Here is a 22,464-nt window from a genome sequence, read left to right on the forward strand (position 1 = left end):
TGATTTACATTTTTAGCCACCGAGCAAACGCTTGACCCATCCTTTCTTTTCGACAGGAGCGTCGCCGTCTTGTTGTGGTGAAACCTCATCGGGTGCCGGGGTGTCCGGCGCCACATCCGCGGACGGAGACTGTGCGTCGTCGCCTTCGACCGCCGTCTGGAACCGTTCGAAAAACTGATCGGCCAGCTTTCTTGCGACCCCGTCGATGACCCTGCTGCCAAGCTGGGCCAGTTTGCCGCCGACCCGCGCGTTTACATCATAGCTGAGTTTCGTGCCCTCGGGGGTTTCTTCCAGCGTGACACTGGCGTCGCCCTTGGCGAAGCCTGCGGCACCGCCTTTGCCCTCGCCAGAGAGTTTCAGGCTTTCATGTTTGACCATGTCCGACAGGGTCACATGCCCCTTGAAAGTGGCCTTGACCGGTCCGATTTTCTGAACGACCACCGCGTCGAAACCGTCATCCGGACTGCCAGTCATTTCTTGGCAGCCGGGCAGGCATTCCTTTAGAACATCTGCGGATAGCAGCGCATTCCAAACTTCGGAACGCGGGGCCGCGATCACGCGGCTTTCGTGAAGTTCCATGTATTCTCTCCAAACGGTTAAACGTAACGCTACGCGGTGATTGCCACCCTGCCTATTCGACTAATGGCGTAGTCAGCGCAGCTTGGGCGGATAGTGCGAAAGACCGTATTGTCGGAAAATCTCGGCGATGCGGCCATCCTGTAGCGCCGCATAAATGGCATCGTCCACCGCATAGCTGAGCCCGCGATACGCGAAATGCACGGCAACGCCACTGGTCCAGTTTCCCACCGCAAATCCGGGCAGGGGCGGGGCGTGAATGTCGAGATCGTCGGTCAATCCGGCCTCAAGCTGGGCGCGCGGACCCATGGCGGCCATGGTTTCACCGGCCCCCAGCGCCTGCATGGCTGCGGCCATCGTGGGGAACCGGTGCATGTTGCGCGACAATTGCCCGCCGGGAAAGGCGGACAGGTAGAAATCGGCGATCGAGTCGTTTTCAACGGCGACTGTGTCAAACCGGAAATACGCGGGCAGGGGAGGGTCGTCAGGATAGGCGTCGCGGCGGTAGGCGATTGCGATATCCTCGACATGGTACTGGCCGGTAAAGACCACCTGTTCGACGCGACAGGCAAATTCGCTGTCATAGGGGACATGCAGCATGACATTGGCCACGCGGCCGTTGATCAGCGGACCTTTCCAGATCCAGTTTCGCAGGTCCGCTTCGAGGTTTTCGCCCGCGGCGACAAGTCGAAATCTTGGCTCGACGCCCAGATCCGCGGCGATCAGCTTGCCGATTTCGATATCGACGCCCCTGATTTCGCCATTTTCCTCATAGGACCAGGGCGGAAAATCCTCATAGGCGGCAAAGTCGATATATCCGCGTTCGATGATGGTATCGAGATCGGCGCCGACAATGTCCCGGCTGGCGTTCTGAGGTTTAGGCTGAGGCACATGATCTTCACATCTCGCCAGCAAAGGACTGCCAAGAAGCAGGCCCAGCGACAGGGAGATTAGGAAGATGCGGCGGATCATGTGCCTCAATCTGCCCCGCTATTGCGCGGCAGACAATCCAATAGTGAGTTGTTCGGCGGCTTCCGCGAAATCCGGGGTATCGCCCGAGATCAACAAGGCGGCCCGCAGCGCGACACTGTCGGCAACCGGTGCACCCGAGCCGGTCTCGATGGTTCCGGCGATCTCGGTCAGTTCAGCCTCAAGCGCATTTGCGTCGCCGTCTGCGCCGTCTGCCATCGCCGCCAATTGATCGCGAATCTGCTTGAGCCGTTCCGAATGGTCATCCAACGCCCCGTCGTCGGGCCGGGTTTCGATATAGGTCCGGATTGCCCAGGCCGCTTTTTGCCCAAGCAGGTCCCCAAAGGCCGGCATCTTGGTGATGCCGTTCTGCGTGTATCCTTCGCGGAAGCGTTCGATATACCATTCGTCGCCATATTCCTCGGCTTCGAGGTAACGCAGGTCGGGGGCCAGACCGCCCGAAACAACGCCCAGCCCGTGGCAGCGCGCGCAGTTCTGGTTGTAACCCGAATCCCCGATCTTGATCGCTTCGGCCCAGGTGTCTTCACCCAGTTCGCGATAAGGGTTTTCGATCAGCCATTCTTCGCCCACATCGGGCAGGGCATCGGTATCGACCGGTTGCGGCGCCACATCACCATGGGCAAGCGCCATGTTTCCGGCTGTCATGGCAGCGAACAGGGCACAGTAAAATCCGAGACGCATCTTGTCCTCCTTCAGACGCTTTCCCCGGTCATAGCCGACGTAGAATCAGCGCGAAATTCGACCTTGGTTGAACATGGGCCGCAAGTTGCGACTAAGGTCGGATTTCTTTGTGGCGTGGCGCGGTTCTTAAATGACCACCCAAGGAGGACGACCAGCAGATGAACCGAATTTTCCGTATTGTGCTTGCGGTCCTGGCATTGCCCGCGTCCGCATTGGCAGAGGTTACGATCCCGGTCACCTATCTGCAGTTGCAGGTCGCCCGCCCGCCGGTTCTTTCGAACCTTGACCCAATTCCCGATGATCTGGGGATGGCGGGGGCCGCCCTTGGGCTGGCCGATAACCTGACCACGGCCAAATTCCTGGGTCATGCCTATAGCCTGACGGTTGAAACCGTCCCGGAAGATGGCGATTTCACCGCCGCCGCGCGCAAGGTTCTGGCCGAAAGCCCTTATGTGATCCTGGATGCACCGGCGGCGGCCCAGCTTGCCGTGGCCGACCTGCCCGAAGCGCAGGGCGCGGTTCTTTTCAACGCCTCGGCGCCCGATATTGCCCTGCGGCAGGATCATTGCCGGGCGAACCTGTTGCACACGCTGCCATCTGATCTGATGCGCAGCGACGCGCTGGTTCAGTTTCTGGTGCGCAGGCGCTGGGATGACCTGGTGCTGGTGGCAGGGGATCACCCCGGTGACCGGGCCTTTGCCGAAGCGCTTAGGGCGTCTGTCGCCAAGTTCCGCCTGAGCTTGCAGTCCGAAAAGACCTGGGTTTTCGACGCGGATATGCGGCGCAACGCGGCGCAGGAAGTGCCTTTGTTCACGCAGGAATTTGGTGATTACGACGTGTTGCTGATCGCCGATGTGCTGGACGATTTCGGCCGCTATATCGCCTACAACACCTGGCAGCCGCGTCCGGTTGCGGGGACTGAGGGCCTGCAACCTGTCACCTGGTCGCCGGTGATCGAACAATGGGGCGCGGTTCAGATGCAAAACCGGTTCGCCGATCACGCAGGCCGGGGGATGCTGCCGCGCGACTATGCGGCGTGGGCGGGGATGCGCGCCTTGGGCGAGGCGGTGACACGCACCAATTCTGACGATCCTGCGGTTCTGCGGTCGTATCTGTTGTCTGGCGATTTCGAATTGGCGGGGTTCAAGGGGCGGGCGATGAATTTCCGGCCCTGGAACGGGCAGCTGCGCCAGCCGATCCCGTTGGTCACGGATCGGGCGGTTGTCGCCATGGCGCCGATCGAAGGGTTCCTGCACGAACGGACGGAACTGGATACACTTGGTGTCGATCAGGCCGAAAGCCTGTGCACGGCGTTTACGGAGTAATGGTAATGAGGAATATCGCGACACTCGCGCTTGGGTTCTTTTGTACGGCTGCGGCGGCAGACGAGATATGGGTATCGAATGAAAAGGACGACACGGTCAGCGTGATCGACATCGAAACGCTTGAGGTCATAAAGACCTTTGAAACGGGCGAACGACCGCGTGGCATCACCTTTTCCAAGGATTATTCGGTTCTGTATATCTGCGCGTCCGACAGCGACGCGGTTCAGGTCATGGACCCCGAAACCGGCAAGATTCTGCATGATCTGCCTTCGGGCGAAGACCCCGAACAATTCGTCCTGCACCCCAATGACCGGCATCTTTACATCGCCAACGAAGACGACGCGATCACGACGGTGGTGGATACCGAATCCCATCAGGTCATCGCGCAGATCGATGTCGGGATCGAGCCAGAGGGCATGGCCGTGTCCCCGGATGGGAAAATTGCGATCACCACTTCCGAAACCACGAACATGGCCCATTGGATCGACACCGAATCCCAAGAGCTGTTTGCCAACACGCTGGTCGATTCCCGGCCCCGCCACGCGGAATTCGTCAAGGACGGAACCGAACTGTGGGTGAGCTCCGAGATCGGCGGCACCATCACCGTGTTCGACGTGGAAACACAGACCGAAAAGGCAAAGATATCGTTCGAGGTCGAAGGCGTGCACCCTGACCGGGTTCAACCCGTGGGGTTTGAACTGTCTGACGGGGACAAGACGGCATTTGTCGCTCTGGGCCCGTCGAACCACGTCGCCGCCGTGGATGCCGAAACCTATGAGGTCGAGGACTACATCCTTGTCGGTCGGCGGGTCTGGCACATGGATTTCAATGCGGACAAATCGCTGTTGTTCACGACCAACGGCGTGTCGGGCGACGTGACGGTGATTGATGTCGCCGCGCGCGAGCCAATCAAGACCATAAAGGTCGGGCGCTTCCCCTGGGGCGCTGCCTTCAGACCGACGGACTGAACCTATCAAGGAGATATGATCATGAAAAAATTTGTGGCCGTGGCCGCGATGCTGGCGCTCGCACTTCCTGCGGCATCGATGGCGGATAATGACGATGATGACGACGACGGGTTCGGGTTGGCCGGGCTATTGTCTGCGGGCAACAAAGAGGACCTTCCGCCGGTGATCCTGTCTGCGGGCATGCCCTTGTCAGACGCCCCGTGGGAGCTGAAATCGGGAACCTATTACGAGTTCGAGATCCAGGGTGACGGCAGCCAGGAGCTTGCCATAGTCGGGCCCGAGTTTTTCCGCGCCATCTGGATTGACGAGATTGTCGTCGAAGGGTTGGAAGTCCGGCCACTGGGTCTGGATTCCATCGAATTCGACGAGGCGGGCGAAATGGAAATAGGCTTTGTCGCGATCAAGCCCGGCAGCTATTATCTGAAGGTTCCCGGCAGCACCGGGGAAACGCAGAGATTGGAGATTACCATCAAGTGACGGGGCTTGCAGTCCGCAACGTCAGCTATAGCTTCGGCTCGAAACGCGCCCTGGATGATGTGAGTTTTCACGTCCCGCAGGGTGCGTTTTGCGCTTTGCTGGGCCCGAACGGGGCAGGTAAGTCCACCCTATTTTCGCTGATGACGCGGCTGTTCACGACCTCTGACGGAGAGATCGAGATTGCCGGGCACAACTTGGCGCGCTCGCCCAGAAAGGCGCTTGCGCAGATCGGCGTGGTGTTTCAGCAGCCCACCCTGGATCTGGACCTGAGCGTTCAGCGCAACCTGTCCTATTTCGCGGCCCTGCACGGTCTGTCGGGCCGGTTGGCGCAGGACAGGATCACGGCCGCGCTGGAACGGCTGGACATGGCCGAGCGCGCGGCAGAGCGGGCGCGGGACCTGAACGGGGGGCATCGCAGGCGGCTGGAAATCGCGCGCTGCCTGATCCACGCCCCCTCGGTCCTGTTGTTGGATGAACCCACGGTGGGGCTGGACGCCGCATCGCGCAAGGCGATTACGCACCATGTCCACGACCTGTCCCGGCAGGACGGCATGACGGTTTTGTGGGCCACCCATCTGACCGATGAAATCACCCCGGACGACCAGGTCGCCGTCCTGCATCGCGGCAGGCTTTTGAAACAGGCGCGATGCCGCGACCTGACCGCGGGCCAGCCGCTGCAGGATGTGTTCCTGTCCATGACGGGTGAGCCCGCATGAGGCCCGCACTGGTCGCATTGCAGGCCATCACCATTCGCGAGGGGCTGCGCTTTGTCCGTCAGCGCAGCCGGTTCATTGCCGCGCTGATCCGCCCGCTGGTCTGGCTGGTGGTATTCGCCGCAGGGTTTCGCGCCGCGCTGGGTCTGTCGATTACGCCGCCATATCAGACCTATATCACCTACGAGATTTACATTGTGCCCGGCTTGTGCGGAATGATCATTCTTTTCAATGGGATGCAAAGCTCTCTTAGCTTGGTTTATGACCGTGAGATGGGGTCGATGCGGCTGTTGCTGACCAGCCCGCTGCCGCGGTGGTGGCTGCTGTTTTGCAGGCTGTTTGCCAGCACTGCGATTTCAGTTCTGCAAGTGTATACGTTTCTGGCGGTTGCCGCAGTTTATGGCATCGACATGCCGTGGCAGGGCTATGTGCTGGTTCTGCCTGCGCTGCTTGTCAGCGGCCTGATGTTGGGGGCGCTTGGCCTTGCGCTGTCCTCTGCCATTCGTCAGCTTGAGAATTTCGCCGGCGTGATGAACTTTGTCATCTTTCCGATGTTTTTCCTGTCATCTGCGCTGTATCCGCTTTGGAAAATGGCTGAAAGTTCGGCGCTGCTGCGCGATATCTGCGCGGTCAATCCGTTCACCCATGCGGTCGAATTGATCCGCTTTGCCCTTTACGGGCAGTTCAACGCGATGGCCTTGTTCTGGACAGTGCTGGCCGGGCTTGTCTTTGCGGGTGCCGCTTTGTGGGGTTATGACCCGGCGCGAGGCATGAAGCGTCAGAAAAGGTGACCTTTTCTACGACCATAGCAGGCGTGAAACCGACTGAGACCTGGTGTATTTTGCCCCAAAACAGGAGGACCACCCATGTTTCGCATTGCTGTTGCCTGTCTTGCCGGGGCGCTTTTGCCGATGGCGACCCTGGCCCAAACCGTCGAAGATGAACACGGTACGCTGAACCCACAGGATACGGGGTTTGGCCGGGTCATGAGCAATATCGAAAACGGTGTGACCGACATGCCGACCTGTGCCACGGGGTATTACATCACCAAGTCCGGCAGGCACGAAACGGCGCGCGCCTTGTTCGAAGCCTGCGCCGAGGCCGGGTATACCGGGGCCATGACCTGGATGAGCCAGTTGGACAATAACGGGCTGGGCGGTGACTATAACCCGGACGCTGCGGCCCAGTGGGACAAACGGGCCGCCGATCTTGGCGATCCGGTTGGCAAGTTCAACTACGGCCTGGACCTCATGCGGGGGCATGGCGTGGCGCGAAACGAGGAGCTTGGGCGCGCCTATGTCGATGAGGCCGCCCGCAGCGGTCTGAAGATCGCCAAACGCCTGCAGGGCGCGGGCTATGATCTGGACGAAGTGACGCCGGATGCGGATAACTGGAAATACGCGCCATTGTTCTGAAATCCGCCCCTTGCGGCTCGGAAAAACCCGATTTCGCCCATTTCTACGACTAAAGGATGATGGGTGCGCCCCTGTTTTATTGACCTGAGTCAAGCTTTTGCCGCCTGCGCCCAAGGTACAGTTGGGAAAATCTTAGGAGGCTCAGATGAAACAGGTTGCACTTGCATTGGGCATGGCATTTCTGGCGGTCGGGACGGTTCCGGCCAGTGCGCAATCCACTTACGACAGGATCAAGGTCGACGCGGGCGAGACACTGTTCTTTTCCGAATGCAGGCGCTGTCACGCGCCGGACCCGACAGACCCCAGCTATGGTCCGCAACTGGACAATATTGTCGGGCGGCAGGCCGGGACCGTTCCCGGATATGAATATTCATCAGCCTTGAAAAACTCGGGTATTGTCTGGACCCCGGCTGCCCTGCGCGCCTGGATGGAGGACAATGACGGTTTTATGCCCGGTACCAAGATGCGCCATGTTGGCATCGAAGATCGCACCGTTCAGGATTTCATCCTGGCCTATCTGGGAAGTATCTCGGGCAAATAACCCGCCGAGGCGGTCGGGTCAGCGGATGATGATTTCCGGCAGCCAATGGGCGTCGGGGTCGGTTTCGTGGATATCCGCCCGCCCAATCGGCCTGCGCGTCCCCGGTGCTGGTGGGACTGCCAACAGGCCCATGTCAACCTCGAAAAGGCGTCCCGAAAGCTGGTCGCCCTCGACGCTCAGCTTGAAATACAACCCGTTCCACATGTCGATCCCATAGTCGGTGGCGCCTTTGTGTACAAACAGCAGGTCGTATTCCAGATCGGTCAGGTCATCGTCAGAGACCCGCCGGTCGATGTCATAGGGGTAGGGCAGGTGGCACCAGTGTTGCCGCGGCCCCTCTAGGCATCGGAACGGGCGCATCGACAGGAAATGCTGTGCAAAGACATCCCTAGCCAAATCAAGGTCATAGGTGGCTGTTCCGGTTGCGGGATCGGCGTGAAATGTAACGTGGCCTATGGTGATCTCGGTGCCGTCTACGGCCCTGAGTGTGATTGCTTTCTGCCCCGAAAACGGGTCTGCCAAGGCCCCGGTGCAAGTGCCGAGAAGGGCCAGAAACAATATCCGGAATGTGCTCTGCATGGTGTCCTCGGTCAGGGAATTTGAACCTTGTCGAGCCTAGGCCGGATGCGCCGAAATCTCCCTACGACCATTGTGCAATTTCGTGACAAAGGCGGTCTGGAAATAATGATCGCGCCAATAATCCCGAAGTGTCGGAGATTCGGCATGGAGGAAAGACAAAAGTCTAGGGAGGATACCGATGAGCCGGTTTATCATGGCTGCGGTTGCAAGCGTCTTAGTTGCAGGCACCGCTTCCGCAGAAGTTACCGAGGACGATCTGGCCAATGACCAAACGATCACGACCCAGGTTGTGACAAACGGTATGGGCCGCCACCTTCAGCGTTATAGCCCGCTGGAGACACTCAACAAGGACAACGTGAAAAACCTGCTGCCGGCCTGGGCTTTCAGCCTGGGGGGCGAAAAGCAGCGCGGCCAGGAAACGCAGCCGCTGATTTATGACGGGATGATGTATATCACCGGGTCCTATTCGCGGCTTTACGCAATCGACTTGGCGACCGGCAAAGAGGTCTGGCAATACGATGCCCGCCTGCCCGAAGGGATCCTGCCGTGCTGTGACGTGGTGAACCGCGGTGCGGCGATTTACGGCGACAAGATTTTCTTTGGCACGCTGGATGCGCGCATCGTGGCGCTGGACATGAAAACCGGCGACGTGGTCTGGCGTGACAAGATCGCCGATTACAAGGCGGGCTATTCCTATACAGCCGCACCGCTGATCGTCGATGGGCTGATCATCACCGGCAATTCGGGCGGTGAATTCGGGATTGTCGGCGAGGTTCAGGCGCGCGATGCCAATACGGGGGACATTGTCTGGACCCGTCCGGTGATCGAAGGCCATATGGGCACGCTGAACGGCGAAGAAAGCACCATGACCGGCGAGCTGAACGCAACCTGGCCCGGCGACATGTGGAAGACCGGCGGCGGCGCGACCTGGCTGGGCGGCTCGTATGATGCCGATACCGATACGCTGATCTTTGGGGCAGGCAACCCTGCGCCGTGGAACTCGTGGCTGCGCGATGCGGGCGAGCCGACCGAGGGCAACAAGGGCGACAACCTCTATGCGGCCAGCCGCATCGGGATCGACCCGAAAACCGGCGATATCAAGTGGCATTACCAGACGACCCCCCGCGAAGGGTGGGATTATGACGGCGTGAACGAGGTCGTGGCCTATACTGACCGCGAGGGTAACAAACGTTATGCCACCGCGGACCGAAACGGCTATTTCTACGTCCTCAACCGCGAAGATGGCGCGTTTGTTTCGGCCAACCCCTTCGTCAAGGACATCACATGGGCTGATGGTATCGATGACACGGGCCGTCCGATATTTGTCGAGGGCAACCGCCCGGGCAACCCCTCGGCTGCGGCTGACGGCAACAAGGGCGAGGTCGTGTTTGCGTCGCCGTCTTTCCTGGGTGGCAAGAACTGGATGCCGATGGCGTTCTCGCAGCGGACCGGCAATTTCTATGTTCCCACCAATGAATGGGGCATGGATATCTGGAACGAGCCGATCACCTATAAGAAAGGTGCGGCCTACCTGGGTGCTGGCTTTACCATCAAGCCGAACTACGAAGACCATATCGGATCACTCAAGGCGATTGATCCCGATACCGGCGAATGGAAGTGGGAATTCAAGAACGATGCACCGCTTTGGTCGGGTGTGATGACCACGGCCGGTGGGCTGGTGTTCTTTGGCACCCCAGAGGGCGAGTTCATCGCGCTGGATGACGAGACCGGCGAAAAGCTGTGGTCGTTCCAGACCGGCTCGGGCATCGTCGGACAGCCCGTGACCTGGGAACAGGATGGCGAGCAATATGTCTCGATCATCTCGGGCTGGGGTGGCGCGGTCCCGCTATGGGGCGGCGAGGTGGCCAAGAAGGTCAACTATCTCAACCAGGGTGGCACCTTGTGGACGTTTAAACTGCCCAAGGAACTGGCCTCGGCCAACTAAGCCGAAAGCTGATACCAACCCAGAACGCGCCCGCATTGCCGGGCGCGTTTTTCGTTATACGACTTTCCGACAGTTGGCCTGCCCCCGATGGCTTGCTAGGCTTTCCAGGAACGGTACGATTGGATTGCAAAGGCCGGACCAATGCTTGCGAACAAGGTTGAAGACGTGGATTTCGAAAACGTTCTGATCGTGGATGATCACCCGCTGTTTTGCGATGCGCTGTCCATGACATTGCAGTCGGTCGCCCAAATCGGCGAGGTGCATACCGCAGACCGGCTTGAAGCTGCGCTTGGCCTGATTGCCAACGGGTTAAAGCCGGACGCGGTCATGCTGGACCTGAATCTGCCGGATGTGGACGGGCTGGACGGGTTGGTGCGCCTGAAATCGGCGGCAGATGCCCCGGTGATCGTGGTGTCGTCACTGTCGGATAACCGGGTCATCAGCCAGGTCATACATGCGGGCGCATCCGGGTATGTTCCCAAGCACAGCCAAAGGGATGTGTTTCGCACCGCGTTTGAGGCATTGACCCAAGGCAGGACATTCCTGCCCGAGGGATGCGTTCTGCTGGATGCCGACGACACGGATGAACAAAGCGACGCCATCAGCCGGCTGGGCACGCTGACCAATCAGCAAGCGCGCATTTTGCACCTGATCTGCGAAGGAAAGCTGAACAAGCAGATCGCCTTTGACCTGTCGATTGCGGAAACCACTGTAAAGGCGCATGTTACGGCCATCATGCGCAAGCTGGGCGTGCAAAGCCGCACCCAGGCGGTGCTGATCGCCAAGAAGGCGTCCTTTGCCAGCGTCTTGCAAGAGCACGGCTAATCTGCAAAGTTTCCAAGATCGTCGCGCTTTTAGGGAGGAGGCACGATGAACCAAGCTGCCGGGTGGGCATCAGCCTGCGCCCGAGCGCCAGGCATCGTAAAAACCGCGTTCGCCCGATACGACTCGGATGAACCGGTGCAAGAGATCGTTCAGTTGCTGGGCGAAGACAAGCTGGCGCTTGTCATTCTGTTCGTCAGCGCCAATGCTGATGCGGCTGCGGTTATCGCCGAGGCCGAGTCCGCCTTGGCGCCCACGCAAGTCGTCGGCTGTACCACGGCTGGCGAATTGGCTGACGAGGGCTATTGCGAAGATCAGATCGTTGCCATCGGGTTCCCGCAGTCGCATTTCCAGACGCGCGTGGTGTTGGTGCCCGATCTCGACCGGTTCAACGCGCAGCACATCATTGATGAGATGATCCGGAACCGAAACGCCATGATGGCGGCGCAGCCGGATTGGCATCACGAATTCACCTTTCTGATGATCGACGGGTTGTCGACCAAAGAGGACAACCTGACCTCGGAACTGGCGATCGGGCTGGGCCCCGTGCCGCTGTTTGGCGGATCGGCGGGGGACGGGACGGCCTTTGGGCATACCTTTGTGCTGCACGAAGGCAAGGCGTTTGAAAACGCAGCCATCCTGACCCAGGTGCGCACAAATTGCCCGATCAAGGTGTTCAAATCGGACCACCTGGTGCCAAGCGCGCAGCGCATGGTGGTCACGGATGCAGACCCTGCGCGCCGGATCGTGCGCGAAATCAATGCGGAACCTGCGGCGCGCGAATATGCGCGCATTCTGGGCAAGGACCCCGAGCAACTGACAGCGTTCACATTTGCCGCCCATCCGGTCGTCGTCCAGATCGGCGGACAGCATCACGTGCGTGCGATCCAGCGGGTCGCGGGCAATGGCGACCTGGTGTTCTTTTCCGCAATCGACGAAGGCCTGGTTCTGACGCTGGCGGAACCGCTGGACATGGTGCGGCACCTGGAACAGGAAATCTCGGTTCTGACGGCCGAAATGCAGCCCGACACTATTCTGGGTTGCGACTGTATTTTGCGGCGGCTGGAAGCCCAGGAAAAACAGATGACCGGCGCGTTGTCCAAGGTTCTGGCCGAGAACCACGTGGTGGGGTTCTCGACCTATGGGGAACAGTATAACTCGCTTCATGTGAACCAGACCCTGACGGGGGTTGCCATTTATCCTCCGGCGAAATGACCTGATATGCATCAGTCCCTGATCGACCCGAATGACCCGCTGGAACGTCAGAACGAAAAGCTGCTGAAGATCGCGGCGGCGCTAATGCGCCGGGTCGAGGAATCGACCGATGCCACGGGTGCGGCCTATGCGCAGTTTCAGCGCGCGGCGATGCTTGAGCAAGAGGTGCGCGCGCGGACGCATGACCTGGAACGCGCGCTTGATCTTCTTAACGATTCCAACGCGCGCCTGGCCGATGCGAACCGGGAAACCGAAGCGGCGCGGTCCAACCTGGCCAATGCGATTGAAACGGTTCGGGAAGGGTTTGCCCTGTTCAACCTCGACGAGGACCTGGTCATGTGCAACAGCCGTTTTGGCATGCACATGCCCGACATTCAGGACAAGTTGCTGCCCGGCTTGCGGTTTTTCGACTATGTCGCGCTTGTCAGCCAATCAGAATACCTGTCGTTGCCCGAAAACGAAACCGCGCGGGATTGGGTCACGCGGCGTATGGCGCGGCATGCGGATGACCACGTGGTCTTTAACGTCCGCCTGACCGGCAATCGCTGGATTCAGGTCTCGGAACACCGGACCCCTGATGGCGGAACCGTCATCCTGCAGACCGATGTCTCGGACATCATGCGCATTGAGCGGCAGGAAAGGGACAGGCTTCTGGACGATCAGGCGCGGCTGATCCGGGCCACGCTGGAACATATCGACCAGGGCGTGTGCATCTTTGACAAGAAGCAGCGGTTGGTCGGGTGGAACAACCGCGCAAGTGAGCTGCTTGCTATTCCCACGGCCGATTTTCGTATGGGTTCGCAATTTTCGTCAATTTTCAAACGCTTGGGGTCGAATATCCGCTTTGAAGGCGGCGCGACCAGTGCCGAATTCCTGGCCTGGATCGACAGCAACGCCGAGCGGTCACCGCTGAACCTGCAGATCCATAGCGGGCGCTCCAAAATTCTGTCGGTATTTGCGCAGGAAATGCCCGACCGCGGTTTCGTGATCTCGTTTACCGATATTACCGACGAGACAAAATCGGCCAAGGCGTTGGTCGAGGCCAAGGAACTGTTGGAACAGCGTGTCGAGGCGCGCACCGAAGAGCTTGCCGACGCGCTTAAAGACGCCGAGCGGGCAAACGCCTCAAAGTCGCGCTTTGTGGCTGCGGCCAGCCATGATCTGTTGCAACCGCTCTCGGCGGCCAAGCTTTATGTCGCGACCCTTGGCCGGGGGCTGGACGAAATGGACGCAAGGGCCGTTTCGGAAAAGGCGGAAAGCGCACTGAACAGTGTCGAACATATCCTCGAAGCGCTTCTTGATATCTCGAAACTGGATTCGGGCCGGGCGTCGGTGCATGAATCCGCGGTCCCGCTGGGCGAGTTGTTCACCCAGTTGGAGGATGCCTTTCGGCCCGTTGCGCAGGCCAAGGGGCTGGAGTTTCACGTGGTTCCGACCCGCAGCGTGGTGCGCAGCGATGCAAGCTATTTGCGCCGCATTGTGCAGAACCTGGTGTCAAACGCCATCCGCTATACTGAAACGGGCAGGGTGCTTGTGGGCGTGCGCCGACGCGGCAAAGCCATCAGCATCGAAGTTCACGATACAGGGATCGGGATATCAGAGGACCAGCAGGAAATCGTGTTTCACGAGTTTCAGCGCCTGCATTCGGATGCAAGCGCAGCAGAGGGCATGGGGCTGGGGCTGGCGATCGTCGAAAGGGCATGCGGATTGCTGAACCACCCGATCAGGTTGCAATCACGCGTTGGCCGGGGCACCTCGTTTTCGGTGACGGTGCCGCTGATGCCATCGGTGCCAGCCGTCCAAGGCCGCAGGGATGCCACACGTGCCCCTGGGTCGGCCCTGCCACAAAGCACAATTGCCCTGCTGATTGAAAACGATGGCGATTTGCGCAACGCGCTTACGATGACGATGGAAAGCTGGGGCGTGCATGTCATCGAATGCGCCGATGAAGATCAGGCGGCCTGCCTGTTGCGCGAAATCGAAATTCAGCCAGACCTGATCATTGCCGACTACCAGTTGGACAATGGGCGTTCCGGCGTTGACGCAATTCAGAACCTGACGGCCGAGTTCGGTTCGGTTCCAGCCTGCGTCATCTCGGCCAACCGGTCCGAGGATTTGGACAAGGCCTGCGCGTCGCATGGGTTTACGCTGATCCGTAAGCCGATTGATACGCAAAAGCTGATGACTTTTCTTCAGGATTGCCGGGGCGGCGCCCTGGCCAAGACGGACGCATAGCGCGGCTGCGATTGGGGGTTATCGCGATTGATGCCGTTTGCGCGCAAGGGGTGATCTGGGCCACATGCCCGGTTTCCCATTGTTGATCTGGACTTGCAGGATGCACTGACGATAAGTGGGGCAAAGCGAGCAGCGAAAGGAAATTCCGTGCAAAGTGGCGACCGGCAAACAGGGGACAGTGCATTTTATATCAATCTGGACCGTGTGCCTGAACGCCGGGACTTTATGGAAGCCCAGTTTGCCCGGGCGGGGGTGGTCGGCGCGCAACGGTTCAGCGCGACGGATGCCCGCCAGAGTAACGCGTTGGACGGAAACGGATATGTCGCCGGTGTGGGGTCGCGCTGGGGCCTGACCATCAGCGAGATTGCCTGTTTCGAAAGCCACCGCGCCATTTGGAAGATGATGGGTGACAAGGGCCTGCCCGCAGCCGCGATTTTCGAGGACGACGTCGAGCTTTCGGTCCACGCCGGGGCAATTGTTCAAGAGCTTTTGAACAATGCGCCGTCCTTTGACGTGGTCAAGCTTGACTATTCTCCGCGGGTTTTGCGTTTCGGTGCAGAGACAAAGATTGGCGCGGTCACGGTCCGGCCTCTTTTGGAAATGGCCCCCAGCTCAGCCGCGTATATCCTGTCGGCGGAAGGGTGCAGGAAGCTGCTGGATTGGTCCGAAACCTATTCGGATCATCTGGACGATTTCCTGACGCTCCCCCGGCGGGATTGGCGCATGTTTCAGTGCTTTCCCGCCTGCGGGGTGCAAATGATATGGGCACGCAACCAGGGCACCGCGGATCATTCGGTAAAGACCAGCGAGCGGACGCTGGACAAGAGCATCAATAGCGGGCTCGACAAGGGGCCGGGTTGGTTCCGCCTGCGCCGTGAACTGCAAGCGGCCAGTCGCAAGCTGAAATGGCGCTTGGGTGGGCAATCCAGGTTGCTGCGGCAGGGCGGGTTTGTCGGTCTTATCCCCTGCGCCGAGGACCTGAACGCCTGAGCCCATAGTCGGGCAAGGGCGGGGGCCTGTTTTGGTGCGCCACAACGGCGCCCAATTATGCATTAACTAAATAGGCTTTTTGGTGTAATGTCCTGGTGTTTATCCTGTAAGCACCGGTGTTTATTATGAGTCAGTCGATCTATGAAAAATACGGCGGGTTCAAAACCATCAGCCGGATCGTGATGTCTTTTTACGAACTGGCGTTGGAATCCGACCAGATCGGCGACTATTTCGAAGATATCGACATGCCACGCCTGATCGACCACCAGACCAAGTTCGTTTCGTCGCTGGTTGGGGGGCCTGCGTCGTTCAGCGATGACCGTATTCAGGCGGTCCATCGTCACCTGAATATCTCTCATGACGATTTCAACGAAATGGCCGATCTGTTTGCACAGGCGCTTGAGATGCACGGAATGGCCGATGCGGATATTCAGGTCGCGCTGTCTGCCATCGAAGAAAAGCGCACTATCATCGTGGCCCGGAACGCGGCATGAGCATTTTGGCCATCAACGAACATCTGTTGCGGGCGATTGGCGTCGGGGTCGCCGTGTGCCGGGCCTCGGATTTGGCGATTGTCTTTCACAACGGTCCTTTTGCCGAATGGTTCGGCACCCCCGAACCCGGCCAGACCATTCTGGATATCCTGCCCGATCTTGACCCCCGAGAGTTGGATGACGTCAAACAATCGGGCCTGAGGTATTCGGCCGAGCTGCAGATCAAACCCAAACGCCGGACCCTGATCTTTGCCACCTCGATTTCGCTGGCCAACGGGATGGACGAACAGATTCTGGTTGTCGAATGTCAGAACATCACCCGCATTCGCGAACTTGAAAGCATGATTGACAGTTATTCAACCATGGTCGAACGCAATACGCGCGAATTAGAGAGGGAAAAAGAACGGGTAGAGCGGCTGCTTCTCAACCTGATGCCGCGGGCCGTTTACGAAGAATTCAAAACCTTTGGCGTGGTTACCCCTCAGCTGTTCGATCAGGTGTCGGTGGTCATGCTGGATTTTGTCGGGTTTACCGATTTCGCGGCGAAGACGGACCCGACCGTCACGCTCAGCGAATTGAATGATATCTTCACCGCCTTCGACCGGATCGTTGAACAATTCGGCTGTGAACGGATCAAGACCATCGGTGACGCCTATCTGGCGGTGTCGGGAATGCCGGATGCCACCCCCGATCACGCCACCGCCGTTGCACATTGCGCGGTGCGGTTTCTGCGCTACCTGGAGCGGCGCAACGAAAGCCATCCCCATAAATGGCAGGCGCGCGTCGGCCTTGGGATGGGTGCGGCGGTCGGTTCGGTCGTTGGAATTCAGAAATACGTCTATGACGTGTTTGGCCCGGCAGTGAACCTGGCTTCGCGGTTGCAGGTCTTTGCCAACCCCATGCATATCGTCGCCCCGGAAGAGATGAAATACGCGCTGATCGACGAGTTCCAAGTGTCCGATATCGGCCCCGTCGACATCAAGGGGATTGGCGTGAAGGACCTGATCAACGTCACCTCGCGCCTGAACGTGCCGCAGGGAAAACGGGCGTTTTAGCCCGGTGTCACCCGTCGGGCGGTACAAGCCCCAATCCGCGCAGATAGATACCGATCCCGGATTCCAAAAGGTCTTCGGGGGGGAAGGGCGAACTTGCCCCGGTGTTGCGCGCATAAAGTTCGACAACCCCGTGGCTCATCGCCCAGATATGTGCGCTGAACATTGATGCGGGCGGGCGCTTGTCGGGGGGGATGTGCTGTGACAGGTCTTCGGCCGCCTTTTCCAGCACGCCCTTGGCCCGGTTAGCTGCCAGCGCCAGTTCCGGCGTCCGGTTCGGTGAGATACCGCTTTCGAACATCGCGATATAGTGTCCGGGATGCTTGCGCGCAAAGGCCAGATAGGCGCGTCCGGTGGCCTCGAACGCAGCCAGCGCCGAGGGTTGGCCCTTGTCATAAGCAAATTGCATCAGGTCCGCGAACATTTCGAACCCTTGCCGCGCCGCCTCGGCGATCAGGTCCTCGCGACCGTGGTAATGGCGATAGACCGCCGCCGGGGTCACGCCGGCGGTCTTGGCTGCTTCGGACAGGGTAAACCCGGTGGGCCCCTTGTCTTCGATCAGCGACAGGGCCGCTTCGATCAGGGCTTGCTTGAGGTTGCCATGATGATACCCGCGTTTGGTCATCGCGTGTTCAAACACCCCCATTTGGCGGGCCGCTGGGCTGGTTCTGATGTCCGGCTCTTTGCTGGCCAGGATGATGGCGGAAACTGTGTCACGAATAGTAACCTATTGGCCAAAAGGCGAAAAACAAGGGTCGCATCAGGTCAAGAATCCCACATTTCCGGTCCGCCGCAGATGCTGGCATCTACTTCTCCGATGGCTTTGCGGTCCTTCTGGTCATAGTCCAGCGCGCTCAACACGGTTCGGATGGCCGCCAAGCGGGCGCGTTTCTTGTCATCGGACCGAATGATCGTCCAGGGGCAGCGTTCGGAATGCGAACGGGTCAGCGTTTCCGCGATGGATTGGCTGTAGGCATCCCATTTGGCAAGACCGGCAATGTCGATCGGGCTCAGCTTCCATTGTTTCAACGGGTCCGTTTCGCGTGCAAGGAACCGGTTAAGCTGTTCGGCCCGACCGACATTGAGCCAGAATTTGAACAGATGGATGCCGTCGTTCACAAACCCGGTTTCAAGGGGCAGAACCTGCCGGAAAAACCGTTCGCGTTCTTCCGGGGTACAAAAGCCAAAGACGTTTTCGACAACGCCGCGGTTGTACCAGCTGCGATCGAAGAACACGATTTCGCCCGCTGACGGAAGATGGGGGATGTAGCGTTGGAAATACCACTGGCTGCGCTCTGCATCCGACGGTTTGCTGAGCGCCACGTTCCGCGCGCCCCGTGGGTTCAGGTTTTCGCGAAACCTTTTGATCGTGCCGCCCTTGCCAGCCGCATCCCGGCCTTCGAAGACAAGGGCGACCCGCTGCCCCGATTGTCTGAGCCAGGATTGCATCTTGACCAGTTCAATCTGCAACGCATCCATTTCGGCGTCGTAATCCTTGCCCTTCATCCGTTCCGAATACGGATAGCTCGGGTTCAGGATGTCACCCTTTTTCGCCTTTTCGATTGCCTGGCGAACGTCCTTGGGGGCGTCGTTGCGAAAGTAGGTTTCGATTGCGCCTTGGTCCGATCCGGTCATTGGGTCCTCATCAAAAATCCAATTCCTACTATGGATTACGCGCGGACCTAACGCAAACCCGCACGCAGGGCGGCGCGGTCGATTGCCGCCGCCACTTCGGCGGCCGCGACGACCTGCGGCATATGCCCGATGCCGTCCAGTTCGATCAGCTCGGCGCCCGGAATTTGATCCAGCAGGCGCTGTGAATGCCATTCCAGACCGACAGTCGTGTCGGCGGTTCCGTGCACGATTTCCGTCGGCACCGAGATTTCGCCGTAACGCGGTTGCAGGTCGGCAAGTTCATGTACCAGGTTGGCGCGCTGTTTCGCGTTTGCATGCATTGATGCGCGCCGCATGGTCAGGCCGGGGCCAAAATGCCGGGCGTAACCTGCCGGGGCCGCCTGCGGGGCAAAGACCTGATCCAGGGTTTTCGCAACGAACCAGTCCGGTGCAAAGGCGGTGATGAACGGCAGCGCAAGCGCCTTGCCCGCCGGGGTTGCCGCGACCGTGTTGAACGTATCAAGCGGCGTGTCCCAGGGAACCGCCGCGGGGGCAATCAGAACCAGCGCCGACAGTGCGTCCGGGTGCGTCACCGCCCAGGCCAGCGAAACAGAGCCGCCATAGCTTTGCCCGGCCACGATGGGTTTGTGCGCACCCAGCTGCGCTGCGGCCTTTTGCAGGATGTCGGCCTGTTCGACGATGGTTTCCCCGTCGGGGTTGAAACTTTCGGAATATCCCAGCCCCGGCCGGTCAAAGACAATGACCCGATAGGTTTCGGCCAGGATCGGCGCCAGAGCAAAGGTCATGTCGCGGGTGTTCCCGCTGGAGCCGTGGATCAGAACCACGTCGGGGCCGTTTCCCATGACCACCGCGTGAACCTGAACGCCGTCCACCTCGACCAACTGACCTTCGATTGGAAACGCGGCTTCTGCGCGCCTTTCGATCACGCCCGCGCGCCAGGTTGCAAAAGCAATCAGCGCGATGGCGAAAAGGCCGATGTATATCAGCGCCTTAAGTCCCAATTGTCGCCAGATCAAACGGGGTCGTCTGGTAAATCTCGTTGATCCAGTTCCCGTACAATAGATGCGCGTGGCTGCGCCACCGGTTCTGCGGGGTCCGCGTCGGGTCGTCGTCGGGGTAATAGTTGGTCGGCACGTTGATCGGCGTGCCGGATGCAACATCCCGGTCGTATTCCTGTTTCAGCGTGTCGCTGTCATATTCAAAGTGATTGAAGATATACAACGCGCGGTGTGCCTTGTCCTCGACCAGACAGGGGCCGACATCATCGCTGCCCAGCAACGTGGTCAAACCTTGCGCAGCGTCAATCTCGGCCTGTTTCATCTCCGTCCAACGGCTGACGGGGATCACGCAATCATCCGAAAACCCGCGCAGGAACGGCGAAGCCGCGTTCATGTTGCGATGCCTGAAACACCCAAACGCCTTGGCGTTCAGCATGTGCTTTTTGACACCGTGGAAATGGTTGATCATCGCCATGCCGCCCCAGCACACGCCAAAGGTCGAATGCACATTGGTCTGGGTCCAGTCGAACACTTCGCGGATCTCGTCCCAATAGGTGACGTCGTCGAATTCGAGATGTTCGATCGGCGCGCCGGTGATGATCAGCCCGTCGAATTTCTGATCCTTGACGTCCTGAAACGGCCGGTAGAATTCCTGCATATGTTCGGCGGCCGTATTCCGGGTCTGATGTTCGGTCATGCGGATCAGCGACAGGTCGATCTGCAACGGGGTTGCCCCGATCAACCGGGCGAACTGGTTCTCGGTCTGGATCTTTTTCGGCATCAGGTTCAAAAGCCCGATCCGCAGGGGGCGGATGTCCTGCCGCATGGCCTGATCCTCGGCCATGACCATGACGCCTTCGCGGGTGAGGACGTCAAATGCAGGCAGGTCAGAAGGAATCTTGATTGGCATGGGCTTCGGCTTTTGCAGAGGTACAGGAGGGTTGCTACTTAAGCGCGGCTGAGGCGGGCCTCAAGGGTGCGTTCGATCAACTCATCGAAATCACCCGCGTCCCGCACCTGTCCGATTTCGGTGGCGGTCACGGCCACGCCCCAGTTCTTGGCCATGGCCGCGTAACGCGGCTGACGGTGCGCCAGGGCCTGGGCATAGGTCCAGCGGATGAACGCATCCGGGTCAACCTCGGCTTCGGTGCAGCCATTGCGGTCCAGGTAGGCATCCCACACGCGGGTCAGGAAATCGGCCTGATAGGACATCGGCTTGGGCGCTTTGTCAAAGCGACGGATCAGTTCGTTGGTATGGTCGTCATCGCCCTTGATCCACACCATCAGGGTGCGGCGCGACAACTCGGTCAGGACCTGGTCGGCCGGATCTTCGGGATCAACCCATTCGCAGATGGACCCACCGGTATCGCAAATGAAATGCGGATAATCATAAAGCCGCTGCGCCCGGTCGATGAAATACCCGGTATCCAAAAGCGCATGTATTTCAGCCAGCCGAAACTGTTCCTGCCGCCTGCGGTATTCGGCGATTTCCAGCCCGCCCAGGTCGGGGTTTCCGGGCTTGCCCAGATAGGTGGAAACAGGTGTCAGGTTTTCGAACGAGATATTGGACCCGATATAGATCGAGTCTGAGAGCAGAAGCTCGCGCAGAAAGGGCACTTTCATCGCCTGGGCCTTGGCGTTGTCGGTGATGTACTCGCCCATGTACCGGGTGCCGATCCGGTAATCGATTGAGTAGTGGAACCAATCACCTGAATCGCGCAGGATGTTCGATACATAGGTCTTGCCCAGCCCGGACATGCCGAAAAAAAGCACTTTCTTGCGCGCTGCACTGTGCCAGTCCTGTGCCGACCCGTAGATCATGATCCACCATCCCTTGTTTTGTCCTAGCTAAATCGGGCAGGGACCGGCGTCAATCGCGGCGACCCGATCTGCTGAGCACCAGCAAACCGATTGCAAGAATGGCAAACCCGGCAAAGGCCGTGGGCGGCAAGGTTTCGTCGCGCCACAATGCGCCCAGGACGATGGCAACGGGTGGGATGATAAGGCTAACAAGCAACAGGTTTCCGCTGCCGGCCCGTGCCAGAACCCGGTAATAGAGCAGATAGGCGCCTGCCGTCGCCGCAACCGAGTAATAGCCTATGGCTATCCAGGTCTCGGCGGGCAGGGCGAAAGACGGTGCGCCGTCGATCACCAGCATAACGGGCAACATCATAACCGCCGACGCGGTCAACATGCCGGTGGCCGCCACCTGCGGCGGCAATCCCGCCAGATGGCTGCGCGCCCAGACCGCCGCCAGCGCATAGCTGAGCGTGCCGCACAAAATGGCCAACTGCGCGGCGCTCTGCAGGTTGAAACTGGCAAAGTTGTCCAATCCGATGGCCGTTGCGACGCCGGCAAACCCCAGACCGACGCCCAACAGCCGGGGCCGTGTCAGCCGCTCGTCGCGGAAACACAAGGCGGCCACGAGCACACCGAATATGGCCGCGGCCGCATTCAGGATCGAGGTCAGGCCGGTTGGAACGAAAAGCTGCCCCCAGGCCATCAGCGAAAAGGGCAGGACGTTGTTCAACAGACCCATGACCAGAAAGGCCGCCCAGATGCGTGGTGACCGTGGCATGGTCAAGCCTTGGATCAACAGCACCGCCCACAGCACGAGCGCTGCCCAAAACACACGGTGGAAAACGGATGTCATGACCGGGACCGTGTCCAGCACGATGCGGATGGACAGGAAGGACGCGCCCCAGATGACGCCCAGCAAGATCAGCTCGGCCCATGTGCGCGGGGAAAGGGATTTCTGCAAAGACATGCCTTGTGTGTCGCATCATCTTCGGGGCGGTTCGACCCGGATCATG

The 22,464-nt window shown here is 59.5% G+C and carries 24 protein-coding genes; 14 read left to right on the top strand and 10 right to left on the bottom strand.

Going from position 1 to position 22,464, the window contains the following annotated elements; translation table 11 throughout:
* Nucleotides 1-12 precede the first annotated feature (12 nt).
* From ACXAG8_RS18085 to pedF, 3 genes are all read right to left on the bottom strand, one after another.
* Nucleotides 13-579 carry a CoxG family protein gene (locus tag ACXAG8_RS18085; protein ID WP_475230449.1) on the bottom strand — a complete coding sequence of 189 codons (567 nt, stop codon included), beginning with the start codon at nucleotides 577-579 and terminating at the stop codon, nucleotides 13-15.
* 72 nt (nucleotides 580-651) lie between these two features.
* Nucleotides 652-1,548: a substrate-binding periplasmic protein gene (locus ACXAG8_RS18090; RefSeq protein ID WP_475230456.1), complete on the bottom strand. Its 897-nt coding sequence runs from the start codon at nucleotides 1,546-1,548 to the stop codon at nucleotides 652-654.
* An 18-nt stretch (nucleotides 1,549-1,566) separates the two neighbouring features.
* Nucleotides 1,567-2,247, bottom strand: coding sequence for a cytochrome c-550 PedF (gene pedF / locus ACXAG8_RS18095; RefSeq protein WP_475230459.1), 681 nt, complete (start codon nucleotides 2,245-2,247; stop codon nucleotides 1,567-1,569).
* 158 nt (nucleotides 2,248-2,405) lie between these two features.
* Between pedF and ACXAG8_RS18100 the strand changes: the two genes are divergently transcribed.
* The 7 genes from ACXAG8_RS18100 (at nucleotide 2,406) to ACXAG8_RS18130 (ending at nucleotide 7,686) form a co-directional block, all read left to right on the top strand.
* Complete coding sequence (locus ACXAG8_RS18100) at nucleotides 2,406-3,572, top strand: ABC transporter substrate-binding protein (protein WP_475230464.1); 1,167 nt, start codon at nucleotides 2,406-2,408, stop codon at nucleotides 3,570-3,572.
* A gap of 5 nt (nucleotides 3,573-3,577) precedes the next feature.
* On the top strand, nucleotides 3,578-4,540 hold the full coding sequence (locus ACXAG8_RS18105) for a YVTN family beta-propeller repeat protein (protein WP_475230467.1): 963 nt from the start codon (nucleotides 3,578-3,580) through the stop codon (nucleotides 4,538-4,540).
* Nucleotides 4,541-4,561: 21 nt separating this feature from the next.
* Nucleotides 4,562-5,017, top strand: coding sequence for a cupredoxin domain-containing protein (locus tag ACXAG8_RS18110; RefSeq protein WP_475230474.1), 456 nt, complete (start codon nucleotides 4,562-4,564; stop codon nucleotides 5,015-5,017).
* Nucleotides 5,014-5,733 (top strand): ABC transporter ATP-binding protein, encoded by a 720-nt coding sequence (locus ACXAG8_RS18115; RefSeq protein ID WP_475230477.1) that lies wholly within the window; start codon nucleotides 5,014-5,016, stop codon nucleotides 5,731-5,733. The genes ACXAG8_RS18110 and ACXAG8_RS18115 overlap by 4 nt, the downstream gene beginning before the upstream one ends.
* Nucleotides 5,730-6,521, top strand: a complete 792-nt coding sequence (locus ACXAG8_RS18120; RefSeq protein WP_475230480.1) for an ABC transporter permease — start codon at nucleotides 5,730-5,732, stop codon at nucleotides 6,519-6,521. Before ACXAG8_RS18115 ends, ACXAG8_RS18120 begins: the two co-directional genes overlap by 4 nt.
* 75 nt (nucleotides 6,522-6,596) lie before the next feature.
* Nucleotides 6,597-7,145 (top strand): tetratricopeptide repeat protein, encoded by a 549-nt coding sequence (locus tag ACXAG8_RS18125; protein WP_475230483.1) that lies wholly within the window; start codon nucleotides 6,597-6,599, stop codon nucleotides 7,143-7,145.
* A 145-nt stretch (nucleotides 7,146-7,290) separates the two neighbouring features.
* Nucleotides 7,291-7,686, top strand: a complete 396-nt coding sequence (locus tag ACXAG8_RS18130) for a c-type cytochrome (protein ID WP_475230490.1) — start codon at nucleotides 7,291-7,293, stop codon at nucleotides 7,684-7,686.
* Between the two features lie 18 nt (nucleotides 7,687-7,704).
* On the opposite strand, the gene ACXAG8_RS18135 is transcribed toward ACXAG8_RS18130, so the two are convergent.
* On the bottom strand, nucleotides 7,705-8,265 hold the full coding sequence (locus ACXAG8_RS18135) for a hypothetical protein (protein WP_475230493.1): 561 nt from the start codon (nucleotides 8,263-8,265) through the stop codon (nucleotides 7,705-7,707).
* A gap of 178 nt (nucleotides 8,266-8,443) precedes the next feature.
* Between ACXAG8_RS18135 and ACXAG8_RS18140 the strand changes: the two genes are divergently transcribed.
* From ACXAG8_RS18140 to ACXAG8_RS18170, 7 genes are all read left to right on the top strand, one after another.
* Complete coding sequence (locus ACXAG8_RS18140) at nucleotides 8,444-10,210, top strand: PQQ-dependent methanol/ethanol family dehydrogenase (RefSeq protein WP_475230496.1); 1,767 nt, start codon at nucleotides 8,444-8,446, stop codon at nucleotides 10,208-10,210.
* Nucleotides 10,211-10,351: 141 nt separating this feature from the next.
* The gene (locus ACXAG8_RS18145) at nucleotides 10,352-11,035 is read left to right on the top strand and encodes a response regulator (protein WP_475230499.1); all 684 of its coding nucleotides are present in this window, start codon (nucleotides 10,352-10,354) and stop codon (nucleotides 11,033-11,035) included.
* Nucleotides 11,036-11,080: 45 nt separating this feature from the next.
* Nucleotides 11,081-12,247, top strand: coding sequence for an FIST N-terminal domain-containing protein (locus ACXAG8_RS18150; protein WP_475230502.1), 1,167 nt, complete (start codon nucleotides 11,081-11,083; stop codon nucleotides 12,245-12,247).
* 6 nt (nucleotides 12,248-12,253) lie between these two features.
* Entirely contained in the window at nucleotides 12,254-14,482 is a 2,229-nt protein-coding gene (locus tag ACXAG8_RS18155; RefSeq protein WP_475230505.1) for a sensor histidine kinase, read from the top strand.
* A gap of 147 nt (nucleotides 14,483-14,629) precedes the next feature.
* Nucleotides 14,630-15,472 (top strand): glycosyltransferase family 25 protein, encoded by an 843-nt coding sequence (locus ACXAG8_RS18160; RefSeq protein ID WP_475230510.1) that lies wholly within the window; start codon nucleotides 14,630-14,632, stop codon nucleotides 15,470-15,472.
* Between the two features lie 125 nt (nucleotides 15,473-15,597).
* Nucleotides 15,598-15,966, top strand: coding sequence for a group I truncated hemoglobin (locus ACXAG8_RS18165; RefSeq protein WP_475230513.1), 369 nt, complete (start codon nucleotides 15,598-15,600; stop codon nucleotides 15,964-15,966).
* Nucleotides 15,963-17,021 carry an adenylate/guanylate cyclase domain-containing protein gene (locus ACXAG8_RS18170; protein ID WP_475230518.1) on the top strand — a complete coding sequence of 353 codons (1,059 nt, stop codon included), beginning with the start codon at nucleotides 15,963-15,965 and terminating at the stop codon, nucleotides 17,019-17,021. The genes ACXAG8_RS18165 and ACXAG8_RS18170 overlap by 4 nt, the downstream gene beginning before the upstream one ends.
* Nucleotides 17,022-17,028: 7 nt before the next feature.
* Here the strand turns inward: ACXAG8_RS18170 and ACXAG8_RS18175 are convergent, their stop codons facing one another.
* The 6 genes from ACXAG8_RS18175 to ACXAG8_RS18200 form a co-directional block, all read right to left on the bottom strand.
* Nucleotides 17,029-17,643 carry a TetR/AcrR family transcriptional regulator gene (locus ACXAG8_RS18175; RefSeq protein WP_475230521.1) on the bottom strand — a complete coding sequence of 205 codons (615 nt, stop codon included), beginning with the start codon at nucleotides 17,641-17,643 and terminating at the stop codon, nucleotides 17,029-17,031.
* Between the two features lie 140 nt (nucleotides 17,644-17,783).
* Entirely contained in the window at nucleotides 17,784-18,653 is an 870-nt protein-coding gene (ppk2, locus tag ACXAG8_RS18180) for a polyphosphate kinase 2 (RefSeq protein WP_475230524.1), read from the bottom strand.
* 47 nt (nucleotides 18,654-18,700) lie between these two features.
* Nucleotides 18,701-19,654, bottom strand: a complete 954-nt coding sequence (locus ACXAG8_RS18185) for an alpha/beta fold hydrolase (RefSeq protein WP_475230527.1) — start codon at nucleotides 19,652-19,654, stop codon at nucleotides 18,701-18,703.
* A complete protein-coding gene (gene metA, locus ACXAG8_RS18190) occupies nucleotides 19,644-20,561 on the bottom strand; it encodes a homoserine O-acetyltransferase MetA (protein WP_475230530.1) in 918 nt (305 codons plus the stop codon). The genes ACXAG8_RS18185 and metA overlap by 11 nt, the downstream gene beginning before the upstream one ends.
* A 38-nt stretch (nucleotides 20,562-20,599) precedes the next feature.
* Nucleotides 20,600-21,472, bottom strand: coding sequence for an ATPase (locus ACXAG8_RS18195; RefSeq protein ID WP_475230533.1), 873 nt, complete (start codon nucleotides 21,470-21,472; stop codon nucleotides 20,600-20,602).
* A 49-nt stretch (nucleotides 21,473-21,521) separates the two neighbouring features.
* Nucleotides 21,522-22,418: a DMT family transporter gene (locus ACXAG8_RS18200; RefSeq protein ID WP_475230536.1), complete on the bottom strand. Its 897-nt coding sequence runs from the start codon at nucleotides 22,416-22,418 to the stop codon at nucleotides 21,522-21,524.
* Between the last annotated feature and the right edge of the window lie 46 nt (nucleotides 22,419-22,464).

It is taken from the genome of Ruegeria sp. ABD4_443 (genome assembly GCF_056160865.1).

What these genes read in the sequence shown, in the direction of transcription:
- ACXAG8_RS18110 (WP_475230474.1), top strand. Translation starts at nt 4,562, where the DNA reads ATGAAAAAATTTGTGGCCGTGGCCGCGATGCTGGCGCTCGCACTTCCT.
- ACXAG8_RS18200 (WP_475230536.1), bottom strand. Translation starts at nt 22,418, where the DNA reads ATGTCTTTGCAGAAATCCCTTTCCCCGCGCACATGGGCCGAGCTGATC.
- ACXAG8_RS18100 (WP_475230464.1), top strand. Translation starts at nt 2,406, where the DNA reads ATGAACCGAATTTTCCGTATTGTGCTTGCGGTCCTGGCATTGCCCGCG.
- ACXAG8_RS18135 (WP_475230493.1), bottom strand. Translation starts at nt 8,265, where the DNA reads ATGCAGAGCACATTCCGGATATTGTTTCTGGCCCTTCTCGGCACTTGC.
- pedF (WP_475230459.1), bottom strand. Translation starts at nt 2,247, where the DNA reads ATGCGTCTCGGATTTTACTGTGCCCTGTTCGCTGCCATGACAGCCGGA.
- ACXAG8_RS18120 (WP_475230480.1), top strand. Translation starts at nt 5,730, where the DNA reads ATGAGGCCCGCACTGGTCGCATTGCAGGCCATCACCATTCGCGAGGGG.
- ACXAG8_RS18125 (WP_475230483.1), top strand. Translation starts at nt 6,597, where the DNA reads ATGTTTCGCATTGCTGTTGCCTGTCTTGCCGGGGCGCTTTTGCCGATG.
- ACXAG8_RS18090 (WP_475230456.1), bottom strand. Translation starts at nt 1,548, where the DNA reads ATGATCCGCCGCATCTTCCTAATCTCCCTGTCGCTGGGCCTGCTTCTT.
- ACXAG8_RS18130 (WP_475230490.1), top strand. Translation starts at nt 7,291, where the DNA reads ATGAAACAGGTTGCACTTGCATTGGGCATGGCATTTCTGGCGGTCGGG.
- ppk2 (WP_475230524.1), bottom strand. Translation starts at nt 18,653, where the DNA reads ATGACCGGATCGGACCAAGGCGCAATCGAAACCTACTTTCGCAACGAC.
- ACXAG8_RS18150 (WP_475230502.1), top strand. Translation starts at nt 11,081, where the DNA reads ATGAACCAAGCTGCCGGGTGGGCATCAGCCTGCGCCCGAGCGCCAGGC.
- ACXAG8_RS18195 (WP_475230533.1), bottom strand. Translation starts at nt 21,472, where the DNA reads ATGATCTACGGGTCGGCACAGGACTGGCACAGTGCAGCGCGCAAGAAA.
- ACXAG8_RS18085 (WP_475230449.1), bottom strand. Translation starts at nt 579, where the DNA reads ATGGAACTTCACGAAAGCCGCGTGATCGCGGCCCCGCGTTCCGAAGTT.
- ACXAG8_RS18165 (WP_475230513.1), top strand. Translation starts at nt 15,598, where the DNA reads ATGAGTCAGTCGATCTATGAAAAATACGGCGGGTTCAAAACCATCAGC.
- ACXAG8_RS18175 (WP_475230521.1), bottom strand. Translation starts at nt 17,643, where the DNA reads ATGACCAAACGCGGGTATCATCATGGCAACCTCAAGCAAGCCCTGATC.
- ACXAG8_RS18170 (WP_475230518.1), top strand. Translation starts at nt 15,963, where the DNA reads ATGAGCATTTTGGCCATCAACGAACATCTGTTGCGGGCGATTGGCGTC.
- ACXAG8_RS18145 (WP_475230499.1), top strand. Translation starts at nt 10,352, where the DNA reads ATGCTTGCGAACAAGGTTGAAGACGTGGATTTCGAAAACGTTCTGATC.
- metA (WP_475230530.1), bottom strand. Translation starts at nt 20,561, where the DNA reads ATGCCAATCAAGATTCCTTCTGACCTGCCTGCATTTGACGTCCTCACC.
- ACXAG8_RS18105 (WP_475230467.1), top strand. Translation starts at nt 3,578, where the DNA reads ATGAGGAATATCGCGACACTCGCGCTTGGGTTCTTTTGTACGGCTGCG.
- ACXAG8_RS18140 (WP_475230496.1), top strand. Translation starts at nt 8,444, where the DNA reads ATGAGCCGGTTTATCATGGCTGCGGTTGCAAGCGTCTTAGTTGCAGGC.
- ACXAG8_RS18155 (WP_475230505.1), top strand. Translation starts at nt 12,254, where the DNA reads ATGCATCAGTCCCTGATCGACCCGAATGACCCGCTGGAACGTCAGAAC.